A 20,238-nucleotide genomic window follows, 5' to 3' on the forward strand; every position below is an offset into this window, starting at 1 on the left:
TGATGCGAACCGTATTGATCACCGGCTTTGAGCCGTTTGGCGGCGAAACCGTTAACCCCTCATGGGAGGTGGTAAAGCAGCTTGATGGCGCAATTATTGACGATTGCCGCGTGGTGGCGCGGCAGTTGCCCTGCGTGTTTGGCGAGTCGTTGTTGGTGCTGAACGCGGCCATTGATGCGCTACAGCCCTCCGTTGTACTGGCGGTAGGGCAGGCCGGGGGCCGGGTGGATGTCACCGTTGAGCGGGTAGCGATCAACGTTGATGATGCCCGTATCCCGGATAACCATGGCCGACAGCCGGTGGATGTCGCCATCGTTGAGGGCGGCCCGGCGGCCTGGTTCAGCACGCTGCCCATTAAAGCGATGGTGGCGGCGCTGCGTGAATCAGGTATTCCTGCTTCGGTTTCGCAGACGGCGGGGACATTCGTCTGCAACCACGTGATGTATGGCGTGCTGCACAAGCTGGCCGACCGCCCGGAGGTGAAGGGAGGTTTTATCCATATTCCTTACCTGCCCGAGCAGGCGGCGGCGCACCCTGGCGCCCCGAGCATGGCGACGCAAACCGTAAAGCAGGCGCTGGAGATCGCCATTACGGTGGCGCTGCGCCAGGAGGCGGATATTAAAGTGGTGGGCGGCGCAACGCACTAACAAGGAGTCATTATGCCAGAAGGACCAGAGATCCGCCGCGCGGCGGATAGCCTGGAGGCGGCGATAAAAGGCAAACCGCTCACCGACGTGTGGTTTGCTTTCCCTCAGTTAAAACCGTTTGAATCCCGGCTTATCGGCGAGACGGTCACGCATCTGGAGACGCGCGGTAAAGCGCTGCTCACTCACTTTTCTAACCAGCTGACGCTCTACAGCCATAACCAACTGTATGGCGTCTGGCGGGTGGTTGAGACCGGCCAGGAGCCGCAGACCACGCGGGTCCTGCGCGTTAAGTTACAGACCGTGGATAAAACCATTCTGCTCTACAGCGCCTCGGATATTGAGATGCTCTTGCCGGAGCAACTCACTACCCATCCCTTCCTGCAGCGGGTGGGGCCGGATGTCCTCGATTTACGTCTGACGGCAGAGGAGGTGAAAGCGCGGCTGTTGTCGGCAAAATTCCGCAACCGGCAGTTTTCCGGGCTGCTGCTGGACCAGGCGTTTCTCGCTGGTCTGGGCAACTATCTGCGGGTGGAAATTCTGTGGGAGGTGGGGCTGGCGCCGCAGCATAAAGCGTCACAGCTCACCGAAGAACAGCTCGACGCGCTGGCGTATGCTCTACTTTCCATCCCGCGTTTGTCGTACAACACCCGCGGGGTGGTGAATGACAAGAAGCATCATGGGGCATTATTCCGCTTTAAGGTGTTTCATCGGGCGGGGAAAAAGTGCGAGCGGTGCGGCGGGGTGATTGAGAAAACGACGCTCTCTTCCAGACCGTTTTACTGGTGTCCTGAATGCCAGATGTAAAAAAGCCGTGTGGCGCTTGCGCATACCCGGCTTAGTTCGTTTTTACAGGCCCGGCAAGCGTAGCGCCGCCGGGCATCGCTTTTAGCGTTTAGTCACGTCAGACTCGAAATTACGCTGCTCGTAGCCGGTGTACAGCTGACGAGGACGGGCAATTTTCATCCCTTCGGTGTGCATTTCGTTCCAGTGTGCAATCCAGCCCACGGTACGCGCCATCGCGAAGATAACGGTAAACATGGAAGATGGAATGCCCATCGCTTTCAGGATGATACCGGAGTAGAAATCGACGTTCGGGTAGAGTTTCTTCTCGATGAAGTACGGGTCGTTCAGCGCGATGTGTTCCAGCTCCATCGCCACCTGCAGCAAGTCATCTTTGGTGCCCAGCTCTTTCAGCACTTCGTGGCAAGTTTCACGCATCACGGTTGCGCGCGGGTCATAGTTTTTGTAAACACGATGACCGAAGCCCATCAGACGGAAGGAGTCGTTCTTATCCTTCGCACGACGGACGAATTCAGGAATGTGCTCAACGGAGCTGATCTCTTCCAGCATCTTCAGTGCCGCTTCGTTCGCGCCGCCGTGTGCCGGTCCCCACAGGGAGGCGATACCTGCTGCGATACAGGCGAACGGGTTCGCGCCTGAAGAACCAGCGGTACGGACGGTAGAGGTAGAGGCGTTCTGCTCGTGGTCAGCATGCAGGATCAGGATACGATCCATTGCGCGTTCCAGAACCGGGTTCACTTCGTACTCTTCGCACGGCGTGGCGAACATCATACGCAGGAAGTTACCGGCGTAAGAGAGGTCGTTGCGCGGATAAACAAACGGCTGTCCGATGGAGTATTTGTAACACATCGCTGCCATGGTTGGCATTTTGGACAGCAGACGGAACGCGGCGATATCGCGGTGACGCTGGTTATTCACATCCAGGGAGTCATGGTAGAACGCGGCCAGTGCACCGGTGATCCCGCACATTACCGCCATTGGGTGTGAATCGCGGCGGAAGGCGTGGAACAGACGGGTAATCTGCTCATGGATCATCGTGTGACGAGTGACGGTGGTTTTGAACTCATCGTACTGTTCCTGCGTCGGCTTTTCGCCGTTCAGCAGGATGTAGCACACTTCCAGGTAGTTGGAGTCAGTCGCTAACTGGTCGATGGGGAAACCGCGGTGCAACAGAATACCTTCGTCACCGTCGATGTAGGTGATTTTGGACTCGCAAGATGCGGTGGAGGTAAAACCAGGGTCAAAGGTAAACATACCTTTAGAACCAAGACTACGGATATCAATAACATCCTGACCGAGCGTGCCTTTTAGCACATCCAGTTCAATAGCAGCGTCACCATTTAGGGTGATTTTTGCCTTAGTATCAGCCATTTACGGTCTCCTTAGCGCCTTATTGCTTAAGACTGCCCATAACCGGATTTGCATTCAGCTGATTTATCATTGTTACCAGTTTGTTATTTGGCTCGCCGCTCAGCTCACGAGGAGAAACCAGGGTACAGAGCAATGGCGCTAGCAGGTAAACAAATGAGAAACCAGAGAAATAACAGCAAATCAGTGTTTGTTCAGTCCGAATTATTCAAACCTGTATATCACTAATAACTGTCCTGATAACTTCGGTCAATACCATCACACTGTTACATAACTTATTCTCAGGTGAAAGAGAGACCTCATAACTTTTGCGCATTATATGCCTTTTCTGGTGATGTTTGTAACAATAATGTTTAACATTTGTCAAATCAGATGATTAAAAATTAAAAAGATGTTGTTATCGTGACCCTGATCACTGTTCCAGAGAAAACCCGACAAACTGTATGTAGGTTAATTGTAATGATTTTGTGAACGGCCTATACTGCCGCCAGGTCTCCGGAAAACCCTGCAATCCCGAGCCAACCAGCGTTGTAACGTGTCATTTGAGCATCTGGAAGCAATGTTTTGCATGACGCACAGTTATATAAAAGGCACGCTGTCTGACCCGCATCGCAGTCCGGAGGAAGGAAACTATAAGAACAGCATGTGGGCGTTATTCATGATAAGAAATGTGAAAAAACAAAGACCTGTCAATCTGGATCTCAAAACGATCCGATTCCCCGTAACGGCAATAGCGTCCATCCTTCATCGTGTATCCGGTGTGATCACGTTTGTCGCGGTGGGTATCCTGTTATGGTTACTGGGTACCAGCCTCTCGTCTCCGGAAGGATTCCAGCAGGCCGCCGACATCATGAACGGTTTCTTTGTGAAATTTATCATGTGGGGCATCCTCACCGCGCTGGCCTATCACGTTGTTGGCGGCATCCGCCATATGCTGATGGATGTCGGCTATCTGGAAGAGACCTTCGAAACCGGCAAACGTACCGCTAACATCTCCTTTGTTATCACTGTCGTGCTTTCACTTCTCGCAGGAGTTCTCGTATGGTAAGCAACGCCTCCGCATTAGGACGCAACGGCGTACATGACTTCATTCTGGTCCGTGCTACCGCTATCGTTCTCACCCTCTACATCATCTACATGATCGGTTTCTTTGCCACCAGCGGCGATCTGACCTGGGAAATCTGGACTGGCTTCTTCGGGTCTGCCTTTACCAAAGTGTTTACCCTGCTGGCGCTCTTCTCCATTCTGATCCACGCGTGGATTGGCATGTGGCAGGTACTGACCGACTACGTTAAATCAATGGCGATTCGTCTCGCGTTGCAGCTGGCTATTGTCGTTGCACTGGTGGTTTACGTTATTTATGGATTTGTTGTGGTGTGGGGTGTGTGATGAAACTTCCAGTCAGAGAATTTGACGCTGTAGTGATTGGCGCTGGCGGCGCAGGTATGCGCGCGGCGCTGCAAATTTCCCAGAGCGGCCAGACCTGTGCGCTGCTCTCTAAAGTGTTCCCGACCCGTTCCCATACCGTATCTGCGCAGGGTGGCATCACCGTTGCGCTCGGTAATACCCATGATGATAACTGGGAATGGCATATGTACGACACGGTGAAAGGCTCCGACTATATCGGTGACCAGGACGCCATTGAATATATGTGTAAAACCGGCCCGGAAGCGATTCTGGAGCTTGACCACATGGGGCTGCCGTTCTCCCGCCTGGAGAACGGCACCATCTATCAACGTCCGTTTGGCGGCCAGTCGAAGAACTTCGGCGGCGAGCAGGCGGCACGTACAGCGGCGGCTGCGGACCGTACCGGTCACGCCTTGTTGCACACGCTGTACCAGCAGAACCTGAAGAACAAAACCACCATCTTCTCCGAGTGGTATGCGCTGGATCTGGTGAAAAACGAAGATGGCGCCATCGTCGGTTGTACCGCCCTGTGCATTGAAACCGGTGAAGTAGTCTACTTCAAAGCCCGTGCCACCGTGCTGGCGACCGGCGGCGCAGGCCGTATTTATCAGTCCACTACGAACGCCCATATCAACACCGGTGACGGCGTCGGTATGGCTATCCGCGCTGGCGTACCGGTGCAGGATATGGAGATGTGGCAGTTCCACCCAACCGGTATCGCCGGTGCGGGCGTGCTGGTAACAGAAGGCTGCCGCGGTGAAGGCGGCTATCTGCTGAACAAACATGGCGAGCGCTTCATGGAGCGTTATGCCCCGAATGCGAAAGACCTGGCGGGTCGTGACGTGGTGGCGCGTTCCATCATGATCGAAATCCGTGAAGGCCGCGGCTGCGACGGTCCGTGGGGCCCGCACGCGAAGCTGAAATTGGATCATCTGGGTAAAGAGGTTCTGGAATCCCGTCTGCCGGGCATCCTCGAACTCTCCCGTACCTTCGCTCACGTCGACCCGGTTAAAGAGCCGATCCCGGTTATCCCAACCTGTCACTACATGATGGGCGGTATTCCGACCAAAGTGACCGGCCAGGCGCTGACCGTGAACGAGCAGGGCGAAGATGTGGTGATCCCGGGCCTGTTTGCGGTAGGCGAAATTGCCTGCGTATCCGTACACGGCGCCAACCGTCTGGGCGGCAACTCTCTGCTCGACCTGGTGGTGTTTGGTCGTGCGGTCGGTCTGCATCTGCAGGAGTCCATTGCCGAGCAGGGGCCACTGCGTGATGCCACCGAAGCGAATATTGAAGCCTCTCTGGAACGTCTCAACCGCTGGAACGGCAACCGTAACGGCGAAGATCCGGTGGAAATCCGTAAAGCGCTGCAGGAGTGCATGCAGCACAACTTCTCGGTATTCCGTGAAGGTGACGCGATGGCCAAAGGTCTTGAGCAGCTGAAAGCGATCCGCGAGCGTCTGAAAAATGCCCGTCTGGACGACACCTCCAGCGAGTTCAACACCCAGCGCGTTGAATGTCTGGAGCTGGATAACCTGATGGAAACCGCATACGCAACGGCGGTCTCTGCAAACTTCCGTACCGAAAGCCGTGGCGCCCATAGCCGCTTCGACTTCCCGGATCGTGATGATGAAAACTGGCTGTGCCACTCCCTGTATCTGCCAGAGACGGAATCCATGACGCGACGCAGCGTCAATATGGAACCGAAACTGCGTCCGGCGTTCCCGCCGAAGATTCGTACTTACTAATGCGGAGACAGGACAATGAAACTCGAATTTTCAGTTTATCGTTATAACCCTGATGTTGATGACGCTCCGCGTATGCAGGATTACACCCTGGAAGCGGAAGAAGGCCGTGACATGATGCTGCTGGACGCCTTAATGCAGCTGAAAGAAAAGGATCCGACACTGTCGTTTCGTCGTTCCTGCCGTGAAGGGGTGTGTGGCTCCGACGGTCTGAACATGAATGGCAAAAACGGTCTGGCCTGTATCACGCCTATCTCGGCGCTTAACCGTCCGGGACAGAAGATTGTCATCCGCCCTCTGCCGGGTCTGCCGGTGGTGCGTGATTTGGTGGTGGACATGGGGCAATTCTATGCACAATATGAGAAGATTAAGCCTTACTTGTTGAATAATGGGCAAAATCCACCCGCTCGCGAGCATTTACAGTCGCCAGAGCAGCGTGAAAAACTCGATGGCCTGTATGAGTGTATCCTCTGTGCATGTTGTTCGACCTCTTGCCCGTCGTTCTGGTGGAACCCGGACAAGTTTATCGGCCCGGCTGGCCTGCTGGCAGCGTACCGCTTCCTGATTGACAGCCGCGATACCGAAACCGACAACCGCCTGGAAGGGCTGAGTGATGCTTTCAGCGTATTCCGCTGCCACAGCATCATGAACTGCGTCAGTGTATGTCCTAAGGGGCTGAACCCGACGCGTGCCATCGGCCACATTAAGTCGATGTTGTTGCAGCGCAGTGCGTAAGTAACAACGCCGGATGGCGCTGCGCTTATCCGGCCTACGATTTTGTAGGCCCGGTCAGCGTAGCGCCACCGGGCAATTTGCAGAAACCTTTAAAAACTGCCCTGAAGTCTAGACAGTTTCTAAAGGTTCCTTCGCGGGCCAAATGAAAAGAGCTCGCAGGTGAACCCCGGCACGTACACGTAGTGTGCGTGGTAGTTTCTACGGCGAAAGTAAGCATAAAAATGCTTAAGGGATCACGATGCAGAACGGCGCAATGAAAGCCTGGCTGGACTCTTCATTCCTCTCTGGTGCAAACCAAAGCTGGATTGAACAGCTCTATGAAGACTTCTTAACCGACCCTGACTCAGTGGACGCTAACTGGCGTTCCATGTTCCAGGAGTTACCTGGAACGGGTGTCAAACCGGATCAATTTCATTCCAAAACACGTGATTATTTCCGTCGTCTGGCGAAGGATGCCTCACGTTACTCTTCCGCTATCTCCGACCCTGACACCAATGCGAAGCAGGTTAAAGTCCTGCAGCTGATTAACGCCTACCGCTTCCGCGGCCACCAGCACGCAAATCTGGATCCGCTGGGACTGTGGAAGCAGGAGCGCGTGGCTGATTTAGATCCGGCATATCACGACCTGACCGAAGCGGATTTCCAGGAAACCTTCAACGTTGGCTCTTTCGCTATCGGCAAAGACACGATGAAGCTGGGCGATCTGCTGGAAGCGCTGAAGCAGACCTACTGCGGCTCCATCGGCGCAGAGTATATGCACATCACCTCTACCGAAGAGAAACGCTGGATCCAGCAGCGTATCGAATCTGTTGCCGGTAAATCCACCTTCAATGCCGACGAGAAAAAGCGTTTCCTGAACGAACTGACCGCAGCCGAAGGGCTGGAGCGTTATCTCGGTGCGAAATTCCCGGGCGCAAAACGCTTCTCGCTGGAAGGCGGCGATGCGCTGGTGCCGATGCTGAAAGAGCTGATCCGCCACGCGGGCAACAGCGGTACCCGCGAAGTGGTACTGGGCATGGCGCACCGTGGTCGTCTGAACGTGCTGATCAACGTGCTGGGTAAAAAGCCGCAGGATCTGTTCGACGAATTCGCGGGCAAACATAAAGAACACCTCGGTACCGGTGACGTGAAGTACCACATGGGCTTCTCATCGGATATCGAAACCCAGGGCGGCCTGGTTCACATGGCGCTGGCGTTTAACCCGTCGCACCTTGAGATCGTAAGCCCGGTGGTTATTGGCTCCGTGCGCGCCCGTCTGGATCGTCTGGACGAGCCAAGCAGCAACAAAGTTCTGCCAATCACCATCCACGGCGATGCGGCAGTTACCGGGCAGGGCGTGGTTCAGGAGACCCTGAACATGTCGAAAGCGCGGGGTTACGAAGTGGGCGGTACCGTTCGCATCGTCATCAACAACCAGGTGGGCTTCACCACCTCTAACCCGCTGGACGCACGTTCCACCCCATACTGCACCGACATCGGTAAGATGGTTCAGGCGCCAATTTTCCACGTTAACGCGGATGACCCGGAAGCGGTCGCGTTCGTGACCCGCCTGGCGCTGGATTTCCGTAACACCTTTAAGCGCGATGTGTTCATCGACCTGTTCTGCTATCGCCGTCATGGTCATAACGAAGCGGACGAGCCGAGTGCAACCCAGCCGCTGATGTACCAGAAAATCAAAAAACATCCGACCCCGCGTAAAATCTATGCTGACAAGCTGGAAGCGGAGAAGGTTGTCACCCTGGAAGATGCCACCGAGATGGTCAACCTCTACCGCGACGCGCTGGATGCCGGCGAATGCGTGGTGAAAGAGTTGCGTCCGATGAACATGCACTCCTTTACCTGGTCGCCATACCTCAACCACGAGTGGGATGAGAGCTACCCGAACAAGGTAGAGATGAAGCGTCTGCAGGAGCTGGCAAAACGCATCAGCACCGTACCTGAAGCGATCGAGATGCAGTCCCGTGTGCAGAAGATCTACGCTGACCGTCAGGCGATGGCCTCAGGCGAGAAGCTCTTTGACTGGGGCGGAGCTGAGAACCTGGCGTACGCCACTCTGGTTGATGAAGGTATTCCGGTCCGTCTGTCCGGTGAAGATGCGGGCCGCGGCACCTTCTTCCACCGTCATGCGGTGATTCATAACCAGACCAACGGTTCAACCTATACCCCGCTGCAGCACGTGCACAACGGCCAGGGCCAGTTTAAGGTCTGGGACTCCGTGCTCTCTGAAGAAGCGGTGCTGGCATTCGAATACGGTTACGCCACCGCAGAACCACGCACCCTGACCATCTGGGAAGCGCAGTTCGGCGACTTCGCCAACGGTGCGCAGGTGGTTATCGACCAGTTCATCTCTTCCGGTGAGCAGAAGTGGGGCCGTATGTGTGGCCTGGTGATGCTGCTGCCGCACGGCTATGAAGGCCAGGGGCCGGAGCACTCCTCCGCACGTCTGGAGCGTTATCTGCAGCTCTGCGCCGAGCAGAACATGCAGGTTTGCGTACCGTCTACCCCGGCACAGGTTTATCACATGCTGCGTCGTCAGGCGCTGCGCGGGATGCGCCGCCCGCTGGTGGTGATGTCGCCGAAATCGCTGCTGCGTCACCCGCTGGCGGTCTCCAGCCTGGAAGAGCTGGCAAACGGCACCTTCCTGCCGGCCATCGGTGAAATTGACGAACTGGATCCGCAGGGCGTTAAGCGTGTCGTAATGTGTTCTGGTAAGGTTTATTACGACCTGCTGGAACAGCGCCGTAAGAACGATCAGAAAGATGTCGCCATCGTGCGTATCGAACAGCTTTATCCGTTCCCGCATCAGGCGATGCAGGAAGTGCTGAAACATTACGCTCACGTACATGATTTTGTCTGGTGCCAGGAAGAGCCGCTCAACCAGGGCGCATGGTACTGCAGCCAGCATCATTTCCGTGAAGTGATTCCATTTGGGTCTGCTCTGCGTTATGCAGGTCGCCCGGCCTCCGCCTCTCCGGCGGTAGGGTATATGTCCGTTCACCAGAAGCAGCAACAAGATCTGGTCAATGACGCGCTGAACGTCGATTAATTAAAGGATACATAATGAGTAGCGTAGATATTCTTGTTCCCGACCTGCCTGAGTCCGTAGCAGATGCAACCGTCGCCACCTGGCACAAAAAACCAGGCGACGCGGTAACCCGCGACGAAGTGCTGGTAGAAATCGAAACTGACAAAGTGGTACTGGAAGTACCGGCTTCAGCGGATGGCATTCTGGATGCAGTCCTGGAAGATGAAGGTACGACGGTAACCTCTCGCCAGATCCTCGGTCGCCTGCGTGAAGGCAACAGCGCGGGCAAAGAGTCCAGCGCTAAGTCTGAAGAGAAAGCCTCTACGCCGGCCCAGCGCCAGCAGGCTTCTCTGGAAGAGCAGAGCAACGACGCGCTGAGCCCGGCGATCCGTCGCCTGCTGGCTGAGCACAGCCTCGACCCGGCGGCCATTAAAGGCACCGGCGTTGGTGGCCGCCTGACCCGCGAAGATATTGACAAACACCTGGCGAAAGCGCCGTCTGAAGCGAAAGCAGAAGCCAAAGCGCCTGAAGCGGCACCAGCAGCACAGCCTGCTCTGGGCGCACGCAGCGAAAAACGCGTGCCGATGACCCGCCTGCGTAAGCGCGTGGCCGAGCGTCTGCTGGAAGCGAAAAACTCCACCGCGATGCTGACCACCTTCAACGAAGTGAACATGAAGCCAATCATGGACCTGCGTAAGCAGTACGGTGACGCCTTTGAAAAACGTCACGGTATCCGTCTGGGCTTTATGTCCTTCTACGTGAAAGCGGTTGTTGAAGCGCTGAAACGCTACCCGGAAGTGAACGCATCTATCGATGGCGATGATGTGGTTTATCATAACTACTTCGACGTGAGCATGGCCGTTTCTACTCCGCGCGGCCTGGTAACCCCGGTTCTGCGTGATGTGGATACCCTGGGCATGGCTGACATCGAGAAGAAAATTAAAGAGCTGGCAGTGAAAGGCCGTGACGGCAAGCTGACCGTAGATGACCTGACTGGCGGTAACTTCACCATTACCAACGGCGGCGTATTCGGTTCGCTGATGTCTACCCCGATCATCAACCCACCGCAGAGCGCGATCCTTGGCATGCACGCCATTAAAGACCGCCCGATGGCGGTAGACGGTAAAGTGGAGATCCTGCCAATGATGTATCTGGCGCTCTCTTACGATCACCGTCTGATCGATGGCCGCGAGTCCGTGGGCTTCCTGGTGGCGATTAAAGAGCTGCTGGAAGATCCGACCCGTCTGCTGCTGGACGTCTAGTTTTTCGCGGTACTGCCCGGCGGCACCTGGTCTGCCGGGCCTACAAAAGCATGACCTAACGATTACCCTGAAGGATGGATAGAACACATGAACTTACATGAATATCAGGCAAAACAGCTGTTTGCCCGGTATGGCTTACCGGCTCCGGTGGGTTATGCCTGCAATACCCCTCGTGAAGCAGAAGAAGCCGCCTCTAAAATCGGTGCGGGTCCATGGGTAGTGAAATGTCAGGTTCACGCTGGCGGCCGCGGTAAAGCGGGCGGTGTGAAAGTCGTTAACAGTAAAGAAGAGATCCGCGCCTTTGCGGAGCACTGGCTCGGCAAACGTCTGGTGACCTACCAGACAGACGCAGCCGGCCAGCCGGTTAACCAGATCCTGGTTGAAGCGGCAACCGATATTGCTAAAGAACTCTACCTGGGCGCAGTCGTAGACCGTAGCTCCCGTCGCGTGGTGTTCATGGCCTCTACCGAAGGCGGCGTGGAGATCGAAAAAGTGGCGGAAGAGACGCCGCATCTGATCCACAAAGTCGCTATCGATCCGCTGGCAGGCCCAATGCCTTACCAGGGTCGTGAGCTGGCCTTCAAACTGGGTCTGGAAGGTAAACTGGTGCAGCAATTCACCAAGATCTTCATGGGCCTGGCAACCATCTTCCTGGAGCGCGATCTGGCGCTGATCGAAATCAACCCGCTGGTGATCACCAAGCAGGGCGATCTGATCTGCCTCGATGGCAAACTGGGCGCTGACGGCAACGCGCTGTTCCGCCAGGCTGACCTGCGCGAAATGCGCGACCAGTCTCAGGAAGATCCACGTGAAGCGCAGGCTGCACAGTGGGAGCTGAACTACGTGGCACTCGATGGCAACATCGGCTGCATGGTTAACGGTGCGGGCCTGGCAATGGGCACCATGGACATCGTTAAGCTGCACGGCGGCGAGCCGGCAAACTTCCTGGATGTGGGCGGCGGCGCAACCAAAGAGCGCGTGACCGAAGCATTCAAAATTATTCTCTCCGATGACAACGTGAAAGCCGTTCTGGTTAACATCTTCGGCGGTATCGTACGTTGCGACCTGATCGCTGACGGTATCATCGGCGCGGTAGAAGAAGTGGGCGTGAACGTCCCGGTTGTCGTTCGTCTGGAAGGTAACAACGCTGAACTCGGCGCGAAAAAACTGGCTGACAGCGGCCTGAATATTATTGCAGCGAAAAGTCTGACGGATGCAGCTCAGCAGGTTGTTGCCGCAGTGGAGGGGAAATAATGTCCGTTTTAATTAATAAAGATACCAAGGTTATCTGCCAGGGCTTCACCGGTAGCCAGGGTTCATTCCACTCTGAGCAGGCGATTGCCTACGGTACGCAGATGGTTGGCGGCGTAACGCCAGGTAAAGGCGGCACCACCCATCTGGGCCTGCCGGTGTTCAACACCGTTCGTGAAGCGGTAGAAGCGACTGGCGCAACTGCCACCGTGATCTACGTTCCGGCGCCGTTCTGCAAAGACTCCATCCTGGAAGCGATCGACGCAGGCATCAAACTGATTATCACCATCACCGAAGGTATTCCGACCCTGGATATGCTGACCGTGAAGGTGAAGCTGGACGAAGCGGGCGTGCGCATGATCGGGCCAAACTGCCCGGGCGTGATCACCCCAGGCGAATGCAAAATCGGCATCATGCCGGGTCACATTCACAAGCCAGGTAAAGTGGGCATCGTCTCTCGTTCCGGTACCCTGACCTATGAAGCGGTTAAGCAGACCACCGACTACGGTTTCGGCCAGTCCACCTGCGTGGGCATCGGCGGCGACCCGATCCCGGGCTCTAACTTCATCGACATCCTGAAGCTGTTCCAGGAAGACCCGCAGACTGAAGCGATTGTGATGATCGGTGAAATCGGCGGTAGCGCAGAAGAAGAAGCGGCTGCTTACATTAAAAATCACGTGACCAAGCCAGTTGTTGGCTACATCGCGGGTGTGACCGCGCCGAAAGGCAAGCGTATGGGCCATGCAGGCGCCATCATCGCGGGCGGCAAAGGCACTGCGGATGAGAAATTCGCTGCTCTGGAAGCCGCTGGCGTGAAAACCGTGCGCAGCCTGGCTGACATCGGTGAAGCACTGAAATCCATCATTAAGTAAATCCTCTCTGCTCCCCGTGCGGGGAGCTTTGACATAATAAATGTCCGTTTCGACATGGTTGGCCATCGCAAGATGGCCTTTTTTTTGCGCGACAGTGTTTACGTGTGGAGACAGAGGCGGGTAGGGCGGATGAAAGTTAAGCAAACGGCCGTGAAAACATTTTTGGTTCGACGGGATGAAACAAATTAGCAACACATGGGTGTTAAATTATAGATTGTTAAAAGTAAAATATTTGTGATAATAATTTTTGATAAAACCCCTGCGGAAAATTACTGTGAACCATCTGACATTAGTAGTACAGGCTTATTAAAAAAATGCTTCGCTGCCTGCGTTAATTTAAATCACCTTTATTTATAATCCCCGCTTTATTTGATAACCATCAAGCGAATATTAAAACATATCATTAACATCATTTTCATTGCATTTACCACGCGTAAACACCCTTAACACGTTCAGGCATTATTGATTTATATCAATATTTAATACCTGGAAAAGAGCGTCAAAAGGCGCTAAATTGTTCCCGATCAAATTGGTCGGAAAGTGGTAATTTTGCTAAATATTGATCGCTGTCGTAAATCGTAAAAGACTTCCATTAAAAACCTGTTTATTGTAAGGGTTTTGCAGCGTAATATATTTGCGGGATCAATTTCAGTTTTTATTAACGCATCTGTAACCTTTCATCATCGCTTTTTTCCTCCTGCGAGGATTAAGTAACGAAGAAAGGGTGCTGATAATTTTTGGGGCATGTGTGTGGATCCTTCTCTAACGGGATTCACTCTCGGAGTCTTCATGCGATGAGCAAGGAGTCATAATGTTAGACGTAGTCGAACTGTCGCGCTTACAGTTTGCCTTGACCGCGATGTACCACTTCCTGTTTGTGCCGCTGACGCTCGGTATGGCGTTCCTGTTGGCCATCATGGAAACGGTTTACGTCCTCTCCGGCAAACAGATTTATAAAGATATGACCAAGTTCTGGGGCAAGTTGTTTGGTATCAACTTTGCGCTGGGCGTGGCAACCGGCCTGACCATGGAGTTCCAGTTCGGGACTAACTGGTCTTATTATTCCCACTATGTCGGGGATATCTTCGGGGCGCCGCTGGCCATTGAAGGTCTGATGGCCTTCTTCCTCGAATCTACCTTTGTAGGTCTGTTCTTCTTTGGTTGGGATCGTCTGGGTAAAGTCCAGCATATGTGCGTAACCTGGTTGGTGGCCCTGGGCTCTAACCTGTCCGCACTGTGGATCCTGGTCGCCAACGGCTGGATGCAGAACCCTATCGCCTCTGATTTCAACTTCGAAACCATGCGTATGGAGATGGTCAGCTTCTCCGAGCTGGTGCTGAACCCGGTCGCGCAGGTGAAATTCGTTCACACTGTGGCCTCCGGCTATGTCTGCGGCGCGATGTTCGTGCTGGGCATCAGCGCCTACTACATGCTGCGTGGTCGTGACTTCGCCTTTGCTAAGCGCTCTTTCGCCATCGCGGCGAGCTTCGGTATGGCGGCTATCCTCTCCGTTATCGTGCTGGGTGATGAATCCGGTTACGAAATGGGCGACGTGCAGAAAACCAAACTGGCAGCGATCGAAGCAGAATGGGAAACCCAGCCTGCCCCGGCCGCCTTTACCCTCTTTGGTATCCCCGATCAGGATGCGCAGGAGAACCACTTTGCTATTCAGATCCCTTATGCGCTGGGCATCATTGCCACCCGCTCTGTGGATACGCCGGTTATCGGTCTGAAAGATCTGATGGTGCAGCATGAAGAGCGTATCCGTAACGGGATGAAAGCCTACTCGCTGCTGGAAGAACTGCGTTCCGGGACCAGCGATCAGTCTGTTCGCGACCAGTTTAACGACGTGAAAAAAGACCTTGGCTATGGCCTGCTGCTGAAACGCTATACCCCGAACGTCTCTGACGCGACGGAAGAGCAGATCCAGATGGCGACCAAAGACTCGATTCCGCGCGTGGCGCCGCTCTACTTCGCCTTCCGTATCATGGTGGGTTGTGGTGTGCTGATGCTGCTGATTATCGCCGCCTCCTTCTGGTCGGTCATTCGTAACCGTATCGGTGAGAAGAAATGGCTGCTGCGCACCGCATTGTATGCGATTCCGCTGCCGTGGATTGCCATTGAATCCGGCTGGTTTGTTGCGGAGTATGGCCGTCAGCCGTGGGCTATCGGTGAGGTGCTGCCAACTGCGGTGGCGAACTCCTCTCTTACCGCAGGCGATCTGATTTTCTCCATGTTGCTGATTTGCGGCCTCTACACTCTGTTCCTGGTGGCTGAACTGTTCCTGATGTTCAAGTTTGCGCGCCTTGGCCCAAGCAGCCTGAAAACCGGTCGCTACCATTATGAGCAGTCCACCGTTGCTTCTCAGCCTCACTACGAGCAGTCCACCGTGACTACTCAGCCGGCACGGTAAGACAGGAGTCATCAAATGATCGATTATGAAGTATTGCGTTTTATCTGGTGGCTGCTGGTCGGGATCTTACTGATTGGTTTTGCGGTCACTGACGGTTTCGACATGGGGGTGGGCATGCTCACCCGCTTCCTCGGTCGTAATGATACCGAGCGTCGAATTATGATTAACTCCATCGCCCCGCACTGGGACGGTAACCAGGTGTGGCTCATCACCGCAGGCGGCGCACTGTTCGCTGCCTGGCCGATGGTCTACGCGGCTGCGTTCTCCGGCTTCTATGTGGCGATGATTCTGGTGCTGGCATCCTTGTTCTTCCGTCCGGTCGGTTTTGATTACCGCTCGAAGATTGAAGACACCCGCTGGCGTAACCTGTGGGACTGGGGCATCTTCATCGGTAGCTTCGTGCCGCCGCTGGTCATCGGCGTGGCGTTCGGCAACCTGCTGCAGGGTGTGCCGTTCCACCTTGATGAATATATGCGCCTCTACTACACCGGTAACTTCTTCCAGCTGCTGAATCCGTTTGGTCTGCTGGCAGGGGTCGTCAGCGTGGCGATGATCATCACCCAGGGGGCAACCTACCTGCAGATGCGTACCGTGGGCGAGCTGCACCTGCGCTCCCGTGCCGTCTCGCAGATGGCGGCTCTGGTGACGCTGGTTGGCTTTGCGCTGGCAGGTCTATGGGTGATGTTTGGTATCGACGGTTATGTTGTGACCACTGCGATTGACCATACCGCGCCGTCGAACCCGCTGACCAAAGAGGTGGCTCGCGAGGCTGGTGCCTGGCTGGTGAACTTCAATAACACACCGATTCTGTGGGCGATTCCGGCACTGGGCGTCGTGCTGCCGGTGCTGACCATCCTGACCTCCCGCGCGGAGAAAGGGGCACTGGCGTTTGTCTTCTCTTCACTGACGCTGGCGTGCATCATCCTGACAGCCGGTATCGCGATGTTCCCGTTCGTGATGCCATCCAGCACGATGATGAATGCAAGCCTGACGATGTGGGATGCAACCTCCAGCCAGATGACCCTTAATCTGATGACGTTTGTGGCTGCCGTGTTCGTACCGATTATTCTGGCTTACACCGCCTGGTGTTACTGGAAAATGTTCGGTCGTATCACGAAAGAACATATCGAAAGCAACACCCACTCTCTGTATTAAGGAAGGAGCTGAATATGTGGTATTTCGCATGGATTTTAGGAACGCTTCTTGCCTGTGCATTTGGTGTGATTACCGCACTGGCGCTTGAGCACGTTGAAGCGACCAAAGCCGGTGAAGAAAAACACTGATGATCACGTATCTCTACGCGATCATGGATAAGCGCCCGTTAAGGGCGCTTTCCTTAGTGATGGCCTTACTGCTGGCGGGCTGTATTTTCTGGGATCCGTCGCGCTTCGCGGCGAAGACCAGCGAGCTTGAGATCTGGCACGGTTTTCTCATTATGTGGGCGGTATGTGCAGGCGTAATCCACGGGGTGGGATTTCGTCCGAAAGCCGTACACTGGCAGGGCATTTTTTGCCCGCTGATTGCTGATGTGATCCTGCTGTTGGGCCTGTTTTTCTTTTTCAACTGAATAAGAACTATCCGTTAATATTATGGGCTTACCCGGGCCCATAAAAATTTACTCTCTGTTTACTTTCCCCCATTCCAAACCACCATTCCCGCGCGTATAGTAGCGAAGTTTAAAAGCTCTAACCTTTTTTGCATTACCGGGATGTAAAGTGAATACAACGCTATTTCGATGGCCGGTTCGGGTCTACTATGAAGACACGGATGCCGGTGGTGTGGTTTACCACGCCAGCTACGTTGCCTTTTATGAACGAGCACGCACTGAAATGCTGCGCCATCATCACTTTAGCCAGCAGGTTCTGTTGGCGGAGCGAGTTGCCTTCGTGGTACGCAAGATGACGCTGGAGTATTTTGCGCCTGCCAGACTCGACGATATGCTCGAAGTCCAAACAGAAATAACATCAATGCGCGGAACCTCACTGGTTTTCACGCAGCGGATCGTCAATGCAGAGAACACGGTACTGAACGAAGCTGAAGTCCTGATTGTCTGTGTTGATCCACTCATCATGAAGCCTCGTGCGCTTCCTAAGTCTATTGTCGCGGAGTTTAAGCAGTGACTGACATGAATATCCTTGATTTGTTCCTGAAGGCAAGCCTTCTGGTTAAACTTATCATGTTGATTTTGATTGGTTTTTCAATCGCATCCTGGGCCATCATCATTCAGAGAACCCGTATCCTCAATGCGGCAGGCCGCGAAGCGGAAGCCTTTGAAGACAAGTTCTGGTCTGGTATCGAACTTTCCCGTTTGTATCAGGAGAGCCAGGGCCGTCGTGAAAACCTCTCCGGCTCCGAGCAAATCTTCTATAGCGGATTTAAAGAGTTCGCCCGTTTGCACCGCGCGAACAATCATGCGCCGGAAGCGGTAGTGGAGGGAGCATCCCGTGCGATGCGCATCTCCATGAACCGTGAACTGGAAACGCTGGAAACGCATATTCCTTTCCTGGGTACCGTGGGTTCCATCAGCCCCTATATCGGTCTGTTTGGTACGGTATGGGGGATCATGCACGCCTTTATCGCCCTGGGTGCGGTAAAACAGGCGACGCTGCAAATGGTTGCACCAGGTATCGCTGAAGCGCTGATCGCGACTGCTATTGGTCTGTTCGCGGCGATTCCAGCGGTTATGGCGTATAACCGTCTGAACCAGCGCGTGAACAAACTGGAACTGAACTACGACAACTTCATGGAAGAGTTCACTGCGATTCTGCACCGCCAGGCGTTTACCAGCACCGAGAGCAACAAGGGGTAAACCATGGCCAGACAGCGTGGACGGGGTCGTCGCGAACTGAAGTCCGAAATCAACATTGTACCGCTGCTGGACGTGCTGCTGGTGCTGCTGCTGATCTTTATGGCGACAGCACCCATCATCACCCAGAGCGTGGAGGTTGATCTGCCGGATGCGACAGAATCTCAGGCTGTAAGTACCAATGACGATCCGCCGGTCATCATTGAGGTATCCGGAGTAGGGCAGTACAGCGTGGTGGTGGAAAAAGATCGTATGGATCAGCTGCCGCCGGAGCAGGTCATTGCGGAAGCGCAACGACGCCTGCAGTCCAATCCGAAAACGGTCTTCTTAATCGGTGGCGCGAAAGACGTGCCTTACGATGAAATAATTAAAGCGCTGAACCTGTTGCATAGCGCGGGCGTTAAGTCAGTCGGCTTGATGACGCAGCCTATTTGATTATCTGCGTACACAACAGAGTTTTTGGGAACCCATAGTGTCAAAGGCAACCGAACAAAACGATAAGCTTAAACGGGCGATAATTATCTCGGCGGTGCTGCATGTGATTCTTTTTGCAGGACTGATCTGGAGTTCGTTCGATGAGCATCTGGATGCCGCTGCCGGAGGTGGTGGAGGTTCTTCCATCGATGCCGTCATGGTCGATCCCGGCGCGGTCGTTCAGAACTATAACCGTCAGCAACAGCAGCAGGCGAGTGCAAAACGTGCTGAAGAGCAGCGTGAAAAGCAGGCGCAACAGCAGGCGGAGGAGCTGCGTGAAAAGCAGGCCGCCGAGCAGGAACGTCTGAAGCAGCTTGAGAAAGAACGTTTGCAGGCGCAGGAAGCAGCGAAAGAGCAGGCGGAGCAGCAAAAACAGGCTGAAGCCGCCGCGAAAAAAGCGCAGGAGCAGCAGAAGCAGGCGGAAGAGGCGGCAGCCAAAGCCGCAGCGGAAGCGAAAGCGAAGGCAGATGCTCAGGCAAAAGAAGCTGCTGAAGCCGCCGCAGCCGCAGCGAAAAAAGCTGCAGCCGATGCCCAGAAACAGGCTGAAGCCGAAGCCGCAAAAGCAGCGGCTGACGCGAAGAAAAAGGCAGAAGCGGAAGCGGCTAAGAAAGCTGCTGCCGACGCACAGAAAAAAGCCGAAGCAGAAGCCGCTAAACAAGCCGCCCAGGAAGCCGAGAAAAAAGCGGCTGCCGAAGCAGCGAAGAAAGCGGCTGCTGCGGAAAAAGCCGCGGCCGCTGAAAAGGCTGCTGCTGAAAAAGCCGCAGCCGAGAAGAAAGCGGCTGCCGCAGAAAAAGCCGCAGCCGATAAGAAAGCCGCAGCCGAAAAAGCGGCTGCAGAAAAGAAAGCGGCTGCCGATAAAGCTGCTGCTGACAAAGCTGCCGCCGCGAAAGCCGCTGCCGCCAAGAAAGCCGCAGCAGAAAAAGCGGCCGCATCGGATGTCGACGATCTGTTCGGTGATTTAAGCTCAGGTAAGAATGCGCCGAAATCGGGTGGTGCAAAAGGTAACGGCCAACCAGCAAAAGATAGTGGAACAAGCGGGGCGAATGGTGGTGCGTCAGGCGCTGATATTAGTGCTTATGCTTCGCAGATTCGTAATGCAATTCAGAGCCGTCTATATGGCGCTGATCTGTATGCCGGTAAATCCTGTGTGCTACATATTAAGCTGGCGCCAGATGGCCTGCTGCTGGATGTCACTGAAGAGGGCGGTGATCCTGCCTTATGTCAGGCTGCGCTGACGGCTGCAAAAACTGCCAGAATTCCTAAACCGCCTAGCCAGGCTGTTTATGAAAAAGTAAAAGATGCCAAACTTGATTTCAAACTGTAGCGTTTTTCCCGCTAAAGTTGGCAAAACAGTCTACGTTTGAGGCTGTGGATTGGTAGTTTTGTTTATTTGGGTTTGTTAACATTCTGCTAAATTATGCGGGTAAGGTTA

At 54.6% G+C, this 20,238-nt stretch carries 20 protein-coding genes; 18 read left to right on the top strand and 2 right to left on the bottom strand.

Annotated elements, in window-relative coordinates; translation table 11 throughout:
- The first annotated feature begins 2 nt into the window (after nucleotides 1–2).
- Together pcp and nei are read left to right on the top strand one after the other, a co-directional pair.
- Nucleotides 3–647 (top strand): pyroglutamyl-peptidase I, encoded by a 645-nt coding sequence (gene pcp, locus C2U54_RS11350; RefSeq protein ID WP_103178714.1) that lies wholly within the window; start codon nucleotides 3–5, stop codon nucleotides 645–647.
- Nucleotides 648–659: 12 nt separating this feature from the next.
- Complete coding sequence (gene nei / locus C2U54_RS11355) at nucleotides 660–1,451, top strand: endonuclease VIII (RefSeq protein ID WP_103178715.1); 792 nt, start codon at nucleotides 660–662, stop codon at nucleotides 1,449–1,451.
- An 81-nt stretch (nucleotides 1,452–1,532) separates the two neighbouring features.
- Here nei and C2U54_RS11360 read toward each other — a convergent pair whose 3' ends face one another.
- Together C2U54_RS11360 and C2U54_RS28090 are read right to left on the bottom strand one after the other, a co-directional pair.
- Complete coding sequence (locus tag C2U54_RS11360; protein ID WP_103178716.1) at nucleotides 1,533–2,819, bottom strand: citrate synthase; 1,287 nt, start codon at nucleotides 2,817–2,819, stop codon at nucleotides 1,533–1,535.
- A 205-nt stretch (nucleotides 2,820–3,024) separates the two neighbouring features.
- Nucleotides 3,025–3,132, bottom strand: coding sequence for a hypothetical protein (locus tag C2U54_RS28090; RefSeq protein ID WP_418936630.1), 108 nt, complete (start codon nucleotides 3,130–3,132; stop codon nucleotides 3,025–3,027).
- Nucleotides 3,133–3,459: 327 nt separating this feature from the next.
- Here C2U54_RS28090 and sdhC point away from each other — a divergent pair, with 327 nt between their 5' ends.
- From sdhC to tolA, 16 genes are all read left to right on the top strand, one after another.
- Nucleotides 3,460–3,864 (top strand): succinate dehydrogenase cytochrome b556 subunit, encoded by a 405-nt coding sequence (sdhC, locus tag C2U54_RS11370; RefSeq protein WP_168192044.1) that lies wholly within the window; start codon nucleotides 3,460–3,462, stop codon nucleotides 3,862–3,864.
- On the top strand, nucleotides 3,858–4,205 hold the full coding sequence (gene sdhD / locus C2U54_RS11375) for a succinate dehydrogenase membrane anchor subunit (protein ID WP_103178717.1): 348 nt from the start codon (nucleotides 3,858–3,860) through the stop codon (nucleotides 4,203–4,205). Before sdhC ends, sdhD begins: the two co-directional genes overlap by 7 nt.
- The gene (gene sdhA / locus C2U54_RS11380; protein ID WP_103178718.1) at nucleotides 4,205–5,971 is read left to right on the top strand and encodes a succinate dehydrogenase flavoprotein subunit; all 1,767 of its coding nucleotides are present in this window, start codon (nucleotides 4,205–4,207) and stop codon (nucleotides 5,969–5,971) included. Before sdhD ends, sdhA begins: the two co-directional genes overlap by 1 nt.
- A gap of 15 nt (nucleotides 5,972–5,986) precedes the next feature.
- Complete coding sequence (sdhB, locus tag C2U54_RS11385; protein WP_103178719.1) at nucleotides 5,987–6,703, top strand: succinate dehydrogenase iron-sulfur subunit SdhB; 717 nt, start codon at nucleotides 5,987–5,989, stop codon at nucleotides 6,701–6,703.
- 238 nt (nucleotides 6,704–6,941) lie between these two features.
- Nucleotides 6,942–9,749 carry a 2-oxoglutarate dehydrogenase E1 component gene (gene sucA, locus C2U54_RS11390; protein ID WP_103178720.1) on the top strand — a complete coding sequence of 936 codons (2,808 nt, stop codon included), beginning with the start codon at nucleotides 6,942–6,944 and terminating at the stop codon, nucleotides 9,747–9,749.
- A 14-nt stretch (nucleotides 9,750–9,763) separates the two neighbouring features.
- Nucleotides 9,764–10,990 carry a 2-oxoglutarate dehydrogenase complex dihydrolipoyllysine-residue succinyltransferase gene (gene odhB / locus C2U54_RS11395; protein WP_103178721.1) on the top strand — a complete coding sequence of 409 codons (1,227 nt, stop codon included), beginning with the start codon at nucleotides 9,764–9,766 and terminating at the stop codon, nucleotides 10,988–10,990.
- 87 nt (nucleotides 10,991–11,077) lie between these two features.
- Nucleotides 11,078–12,244 carry an ADP-forming succinate--CoA ligase subunit beta gene (gene sucC, locus C2U54_RS11400; RefSeq protein WP_103178722.1) on the top strand — a complete coding sequence of 389 codons (1,167 nt, stop codon included), beginning with the start codon at nucleotides 11,078–11,080 and terminating at the stop codon, nucleotides 12,242–12,244.
- The gene (gene sucD, locus C2U54_RS11405) at nucleotides 12,244–13,113 is read left to right on the top strand and encodes a succinate--CoA ligase subunit alpha (protein WP_103178723.1); all 870 of its coding nucleotides are present in this window, start codon (nucleotides 12,244–12,246) and stop codon (nucleotides 13,111–13,113) included. Before sucC ends, sucD begins: the two co-directional genes overlap by 1 nt.
- An 811-nt stretch (nucleotides 13,114–13,924) precedes the next feature.
- On the top strand, nucleotides 13,925–15,526 hold the full coding sequence (gene cydA, locus C2U54_RS11410) for a cytochrome ubiquinol oxidase subunit I (RefSeq protein WP_103178724.1): 1,602 nt from the start codon (nucleotides 13,925–13,927) through the stop codon (nucleotides 15,524–15,526).
- Between the two features lie 15 nt (nucleotides 15,527–15,541).
- Nucleotides 15,542–16,681: a cytochrome d ubiquinol oxidase subunit II gene (gene cydB, locus C2U54_RS11415; RefSeq protein WP_103178725.1), complete on the top strand. Its 1,140-nt coding sequence runs from the start codon at nucleotides 15,542–15,544 to the stop codon at nucleotides 16,679–16,681.
- A gap of 14 nt (nucleotides 16,682–16,695) precedes the next feature.
- On the top strand, nucleotides 16,696–16,809 hold the full coding sequence (cydX, locus tag C2U54_RS11420) for a cytochrome bd-I oxidase subunit CydX (protein ID WP_003858598.1): 114 nt from the start codon (nucleotides 16,696–16,698) through the stop codon (nucleotides 16,807–16,809).
- Entirely contained in the window at nucleotides 16,809–17,093 is a 285-nt protein-coding gene (ybgE, locus tag C2U54_RS11425; RefSeq protein ID WP_103178726.1) for a cyd operon protein YbgE, read from the top strand. The genes cydX and ybgE overlap by 1 nt, the downstream gene beginning before the upstream one ends.
- A gap of 148 nt (nucleotides 17,094–17,241) precedes the next feature.
- On the top strand, nucleotides 17,242–17,646 hold the full coding sequence (ybgC, locus tag C2U54_RS11430) for a tol-pal system-associated acyl-CoA thioesterase (protein WP_032617092.1): 405 nt from the start codon (nucleotides 17,242–17,244) through the stop codon (nucleotides 17,644–17,646).
- Complete coding sequence (gene tolQ, locus C2U54_RS11435) at nucleotides 17,643–18,335, top strand: Tol-Pal system protein TolQ (RefSeq protein ID WP_072036639.1); 693 nt, start codon at nucleotides 17,643–17,645, stop codon at nucleotides 18,333–18,335. The genes ybgC and tolQ overlap by 4 nt, the downstream gene beginning before the upstream one ends.
- A gap of 3 nt (nucleotides 18,336–18,338) precedes the next feature.
- Nucleotides 18,339–18,767 carry a colicin uptake protein TolR gene (gene tolR / locus C2U54_RS11440; RefSeq protein ID WP_039029343.1) on the top strand — a complete coding sequence of 143 codons (429 nt, stop codon included), beginning with the start codon at nucleotides 18,339–18,341 and terminating at the stop codon, nucleotides 18,765–18,767.
- A 37-nt stretch (nucleotides 18,768–18,804) separates the two neighbouring features.
- Nucleotides 18,805–20,130 (top strand): cell envelope integrity protein TolA, encoded by a 1,326-nt coding sequence (gene tolA / locus C2U54_RS11445; protein ID WP_103178727.1) that lies wholly within the window; start codon nucleotides 18,805–18,807, stop codon nucleotides 20,128–20,130.
- Nucleotides 20,131–20,238: the final 108 nt, after the last annotated feature.

Origin of the sequence: Leclercia sp. LSNIH1 (assembly GCF_002902985.1) — a bacterium.
Lineage (GTDB): Bacteria > Pseudomonadota > Gammaproteobacteria > Enterobacterales > Enterobacteriaceae > Enterobacter.

Excerpts from the sequence above, each read along its gene's own strand:
- sdhB (WP_103178719.1), top strand. The coding sequence starts at position 5,987 with ATGAAACTCGAATTTTCAGTTTATCGTTATAACCCTGATGTTGATGAC.
- sdhA (WP_103178718.1), top strand. The coding sequence starts at position 4,205 with ATGAAACTTCCAGTCAGAGAATTTGACGCTGTAGTGATTGGCGCTGGC.
- sucD (WP_103178723.1), top strand. The coding sequence starts at position 12,244 with ATGTCCGTTTTAATTAATAAAGATACCAAGGTTATCTGCCAGGGCTTC.
- nei (WP_103178715.1), top strand. The coding sequence starts at position 660 with ATGCCAGAAGGACCAGAGATCCGCCGCGCGGCGGATAGCCTGGAGGCG.
- odhB (WP_103178721.1), top strand. The coding sequence starts at position 9,764 with ATGAGTAGCGTAGATATTCTTGTTCCCGACCTGCCTGAGTCCGTAGCA.
- ybgE (WP_103178726.1), top strand. The coding sequence starts at position 16,809 with ATGATCACGTATCTCTACGCGATCATGGATAAGCGCCCGTTAAGGGCG.
- tolR (WP_039029343.1), top strand. The coding sequence starts at position 18,339 with ATGGCCAGACAGCGTGGACGGGGTCGTCGCGAACTGAAGTCCGAAATC.
- C2U54_RS28090 (WP_418936630.1), bottom strand. The coding sequence starts at position 3,132 with ATGCGCAAAAGTTATGAGGTCTCTCTTTCACCTGAGAATAAGTTATGT.
- cydB (WP_103178725.1), top strand. The coding sequence starts at position 15,542 with ATGATCGATTATGAAGTATTGCGTTTTATCTGGTGGCTGCTGGTCGGG.
- sdhD (WP_103178717.1), top strand. The coding sequence starts at position 3,858 with ATGGTAAGCAACGCCTCCGCATTAGGACGCAACGGCGTACATGACTTC.
- sucA (WP_103178720.1), top strand. The coding sequence starts at position 6,942 with ATGCAGAACGGCGCAATGAAAGCCTGGCTGGACTCTTCATTCCTCTCT.
- cydA (WP_103178724.1), top strand. The coding sequence starts at position 13,925 with ATGTTAGACGTAGTCGAACTGTCGCGCTTACAGTTTGCCTTGACCGCG.
- sdhC (WP_168192044.1), top strand. The coding sequence starts at position 3,460 with ATGTGGGCGTTATTCATGATAAGAAATGTGAAAAAACAAAGACCTGTC.
- C2U54_RS11360 (WP_103178716.1), bottom strand. The coding sequence starts at position 2,819 with ATGGCTGATACTAAGGCAAAAATCACCCTAAATGGTGACGCTGCTATT.
- sucC (WP_103178722.1), top strand. The coding sequence starts at position 11,078 with ATGAACTTACATGAATATCAGGCAAAACAGCTGTTTGCCCGGTATGGC.
- cydX (WP_003858598.1), top strand. The coding sequence starts at position 16,696 with ATGTGGTATTTCGCATGGATTTTAGGAACGCTTCTTGCCTGTGCATTT.
- pcp (WP_103178714.1), top strand. The coding sequence starts at position 3 with ATGCGAACCGTATTGATCACCGGCTTTGAGCCGTTTGGCGGCGAAACC.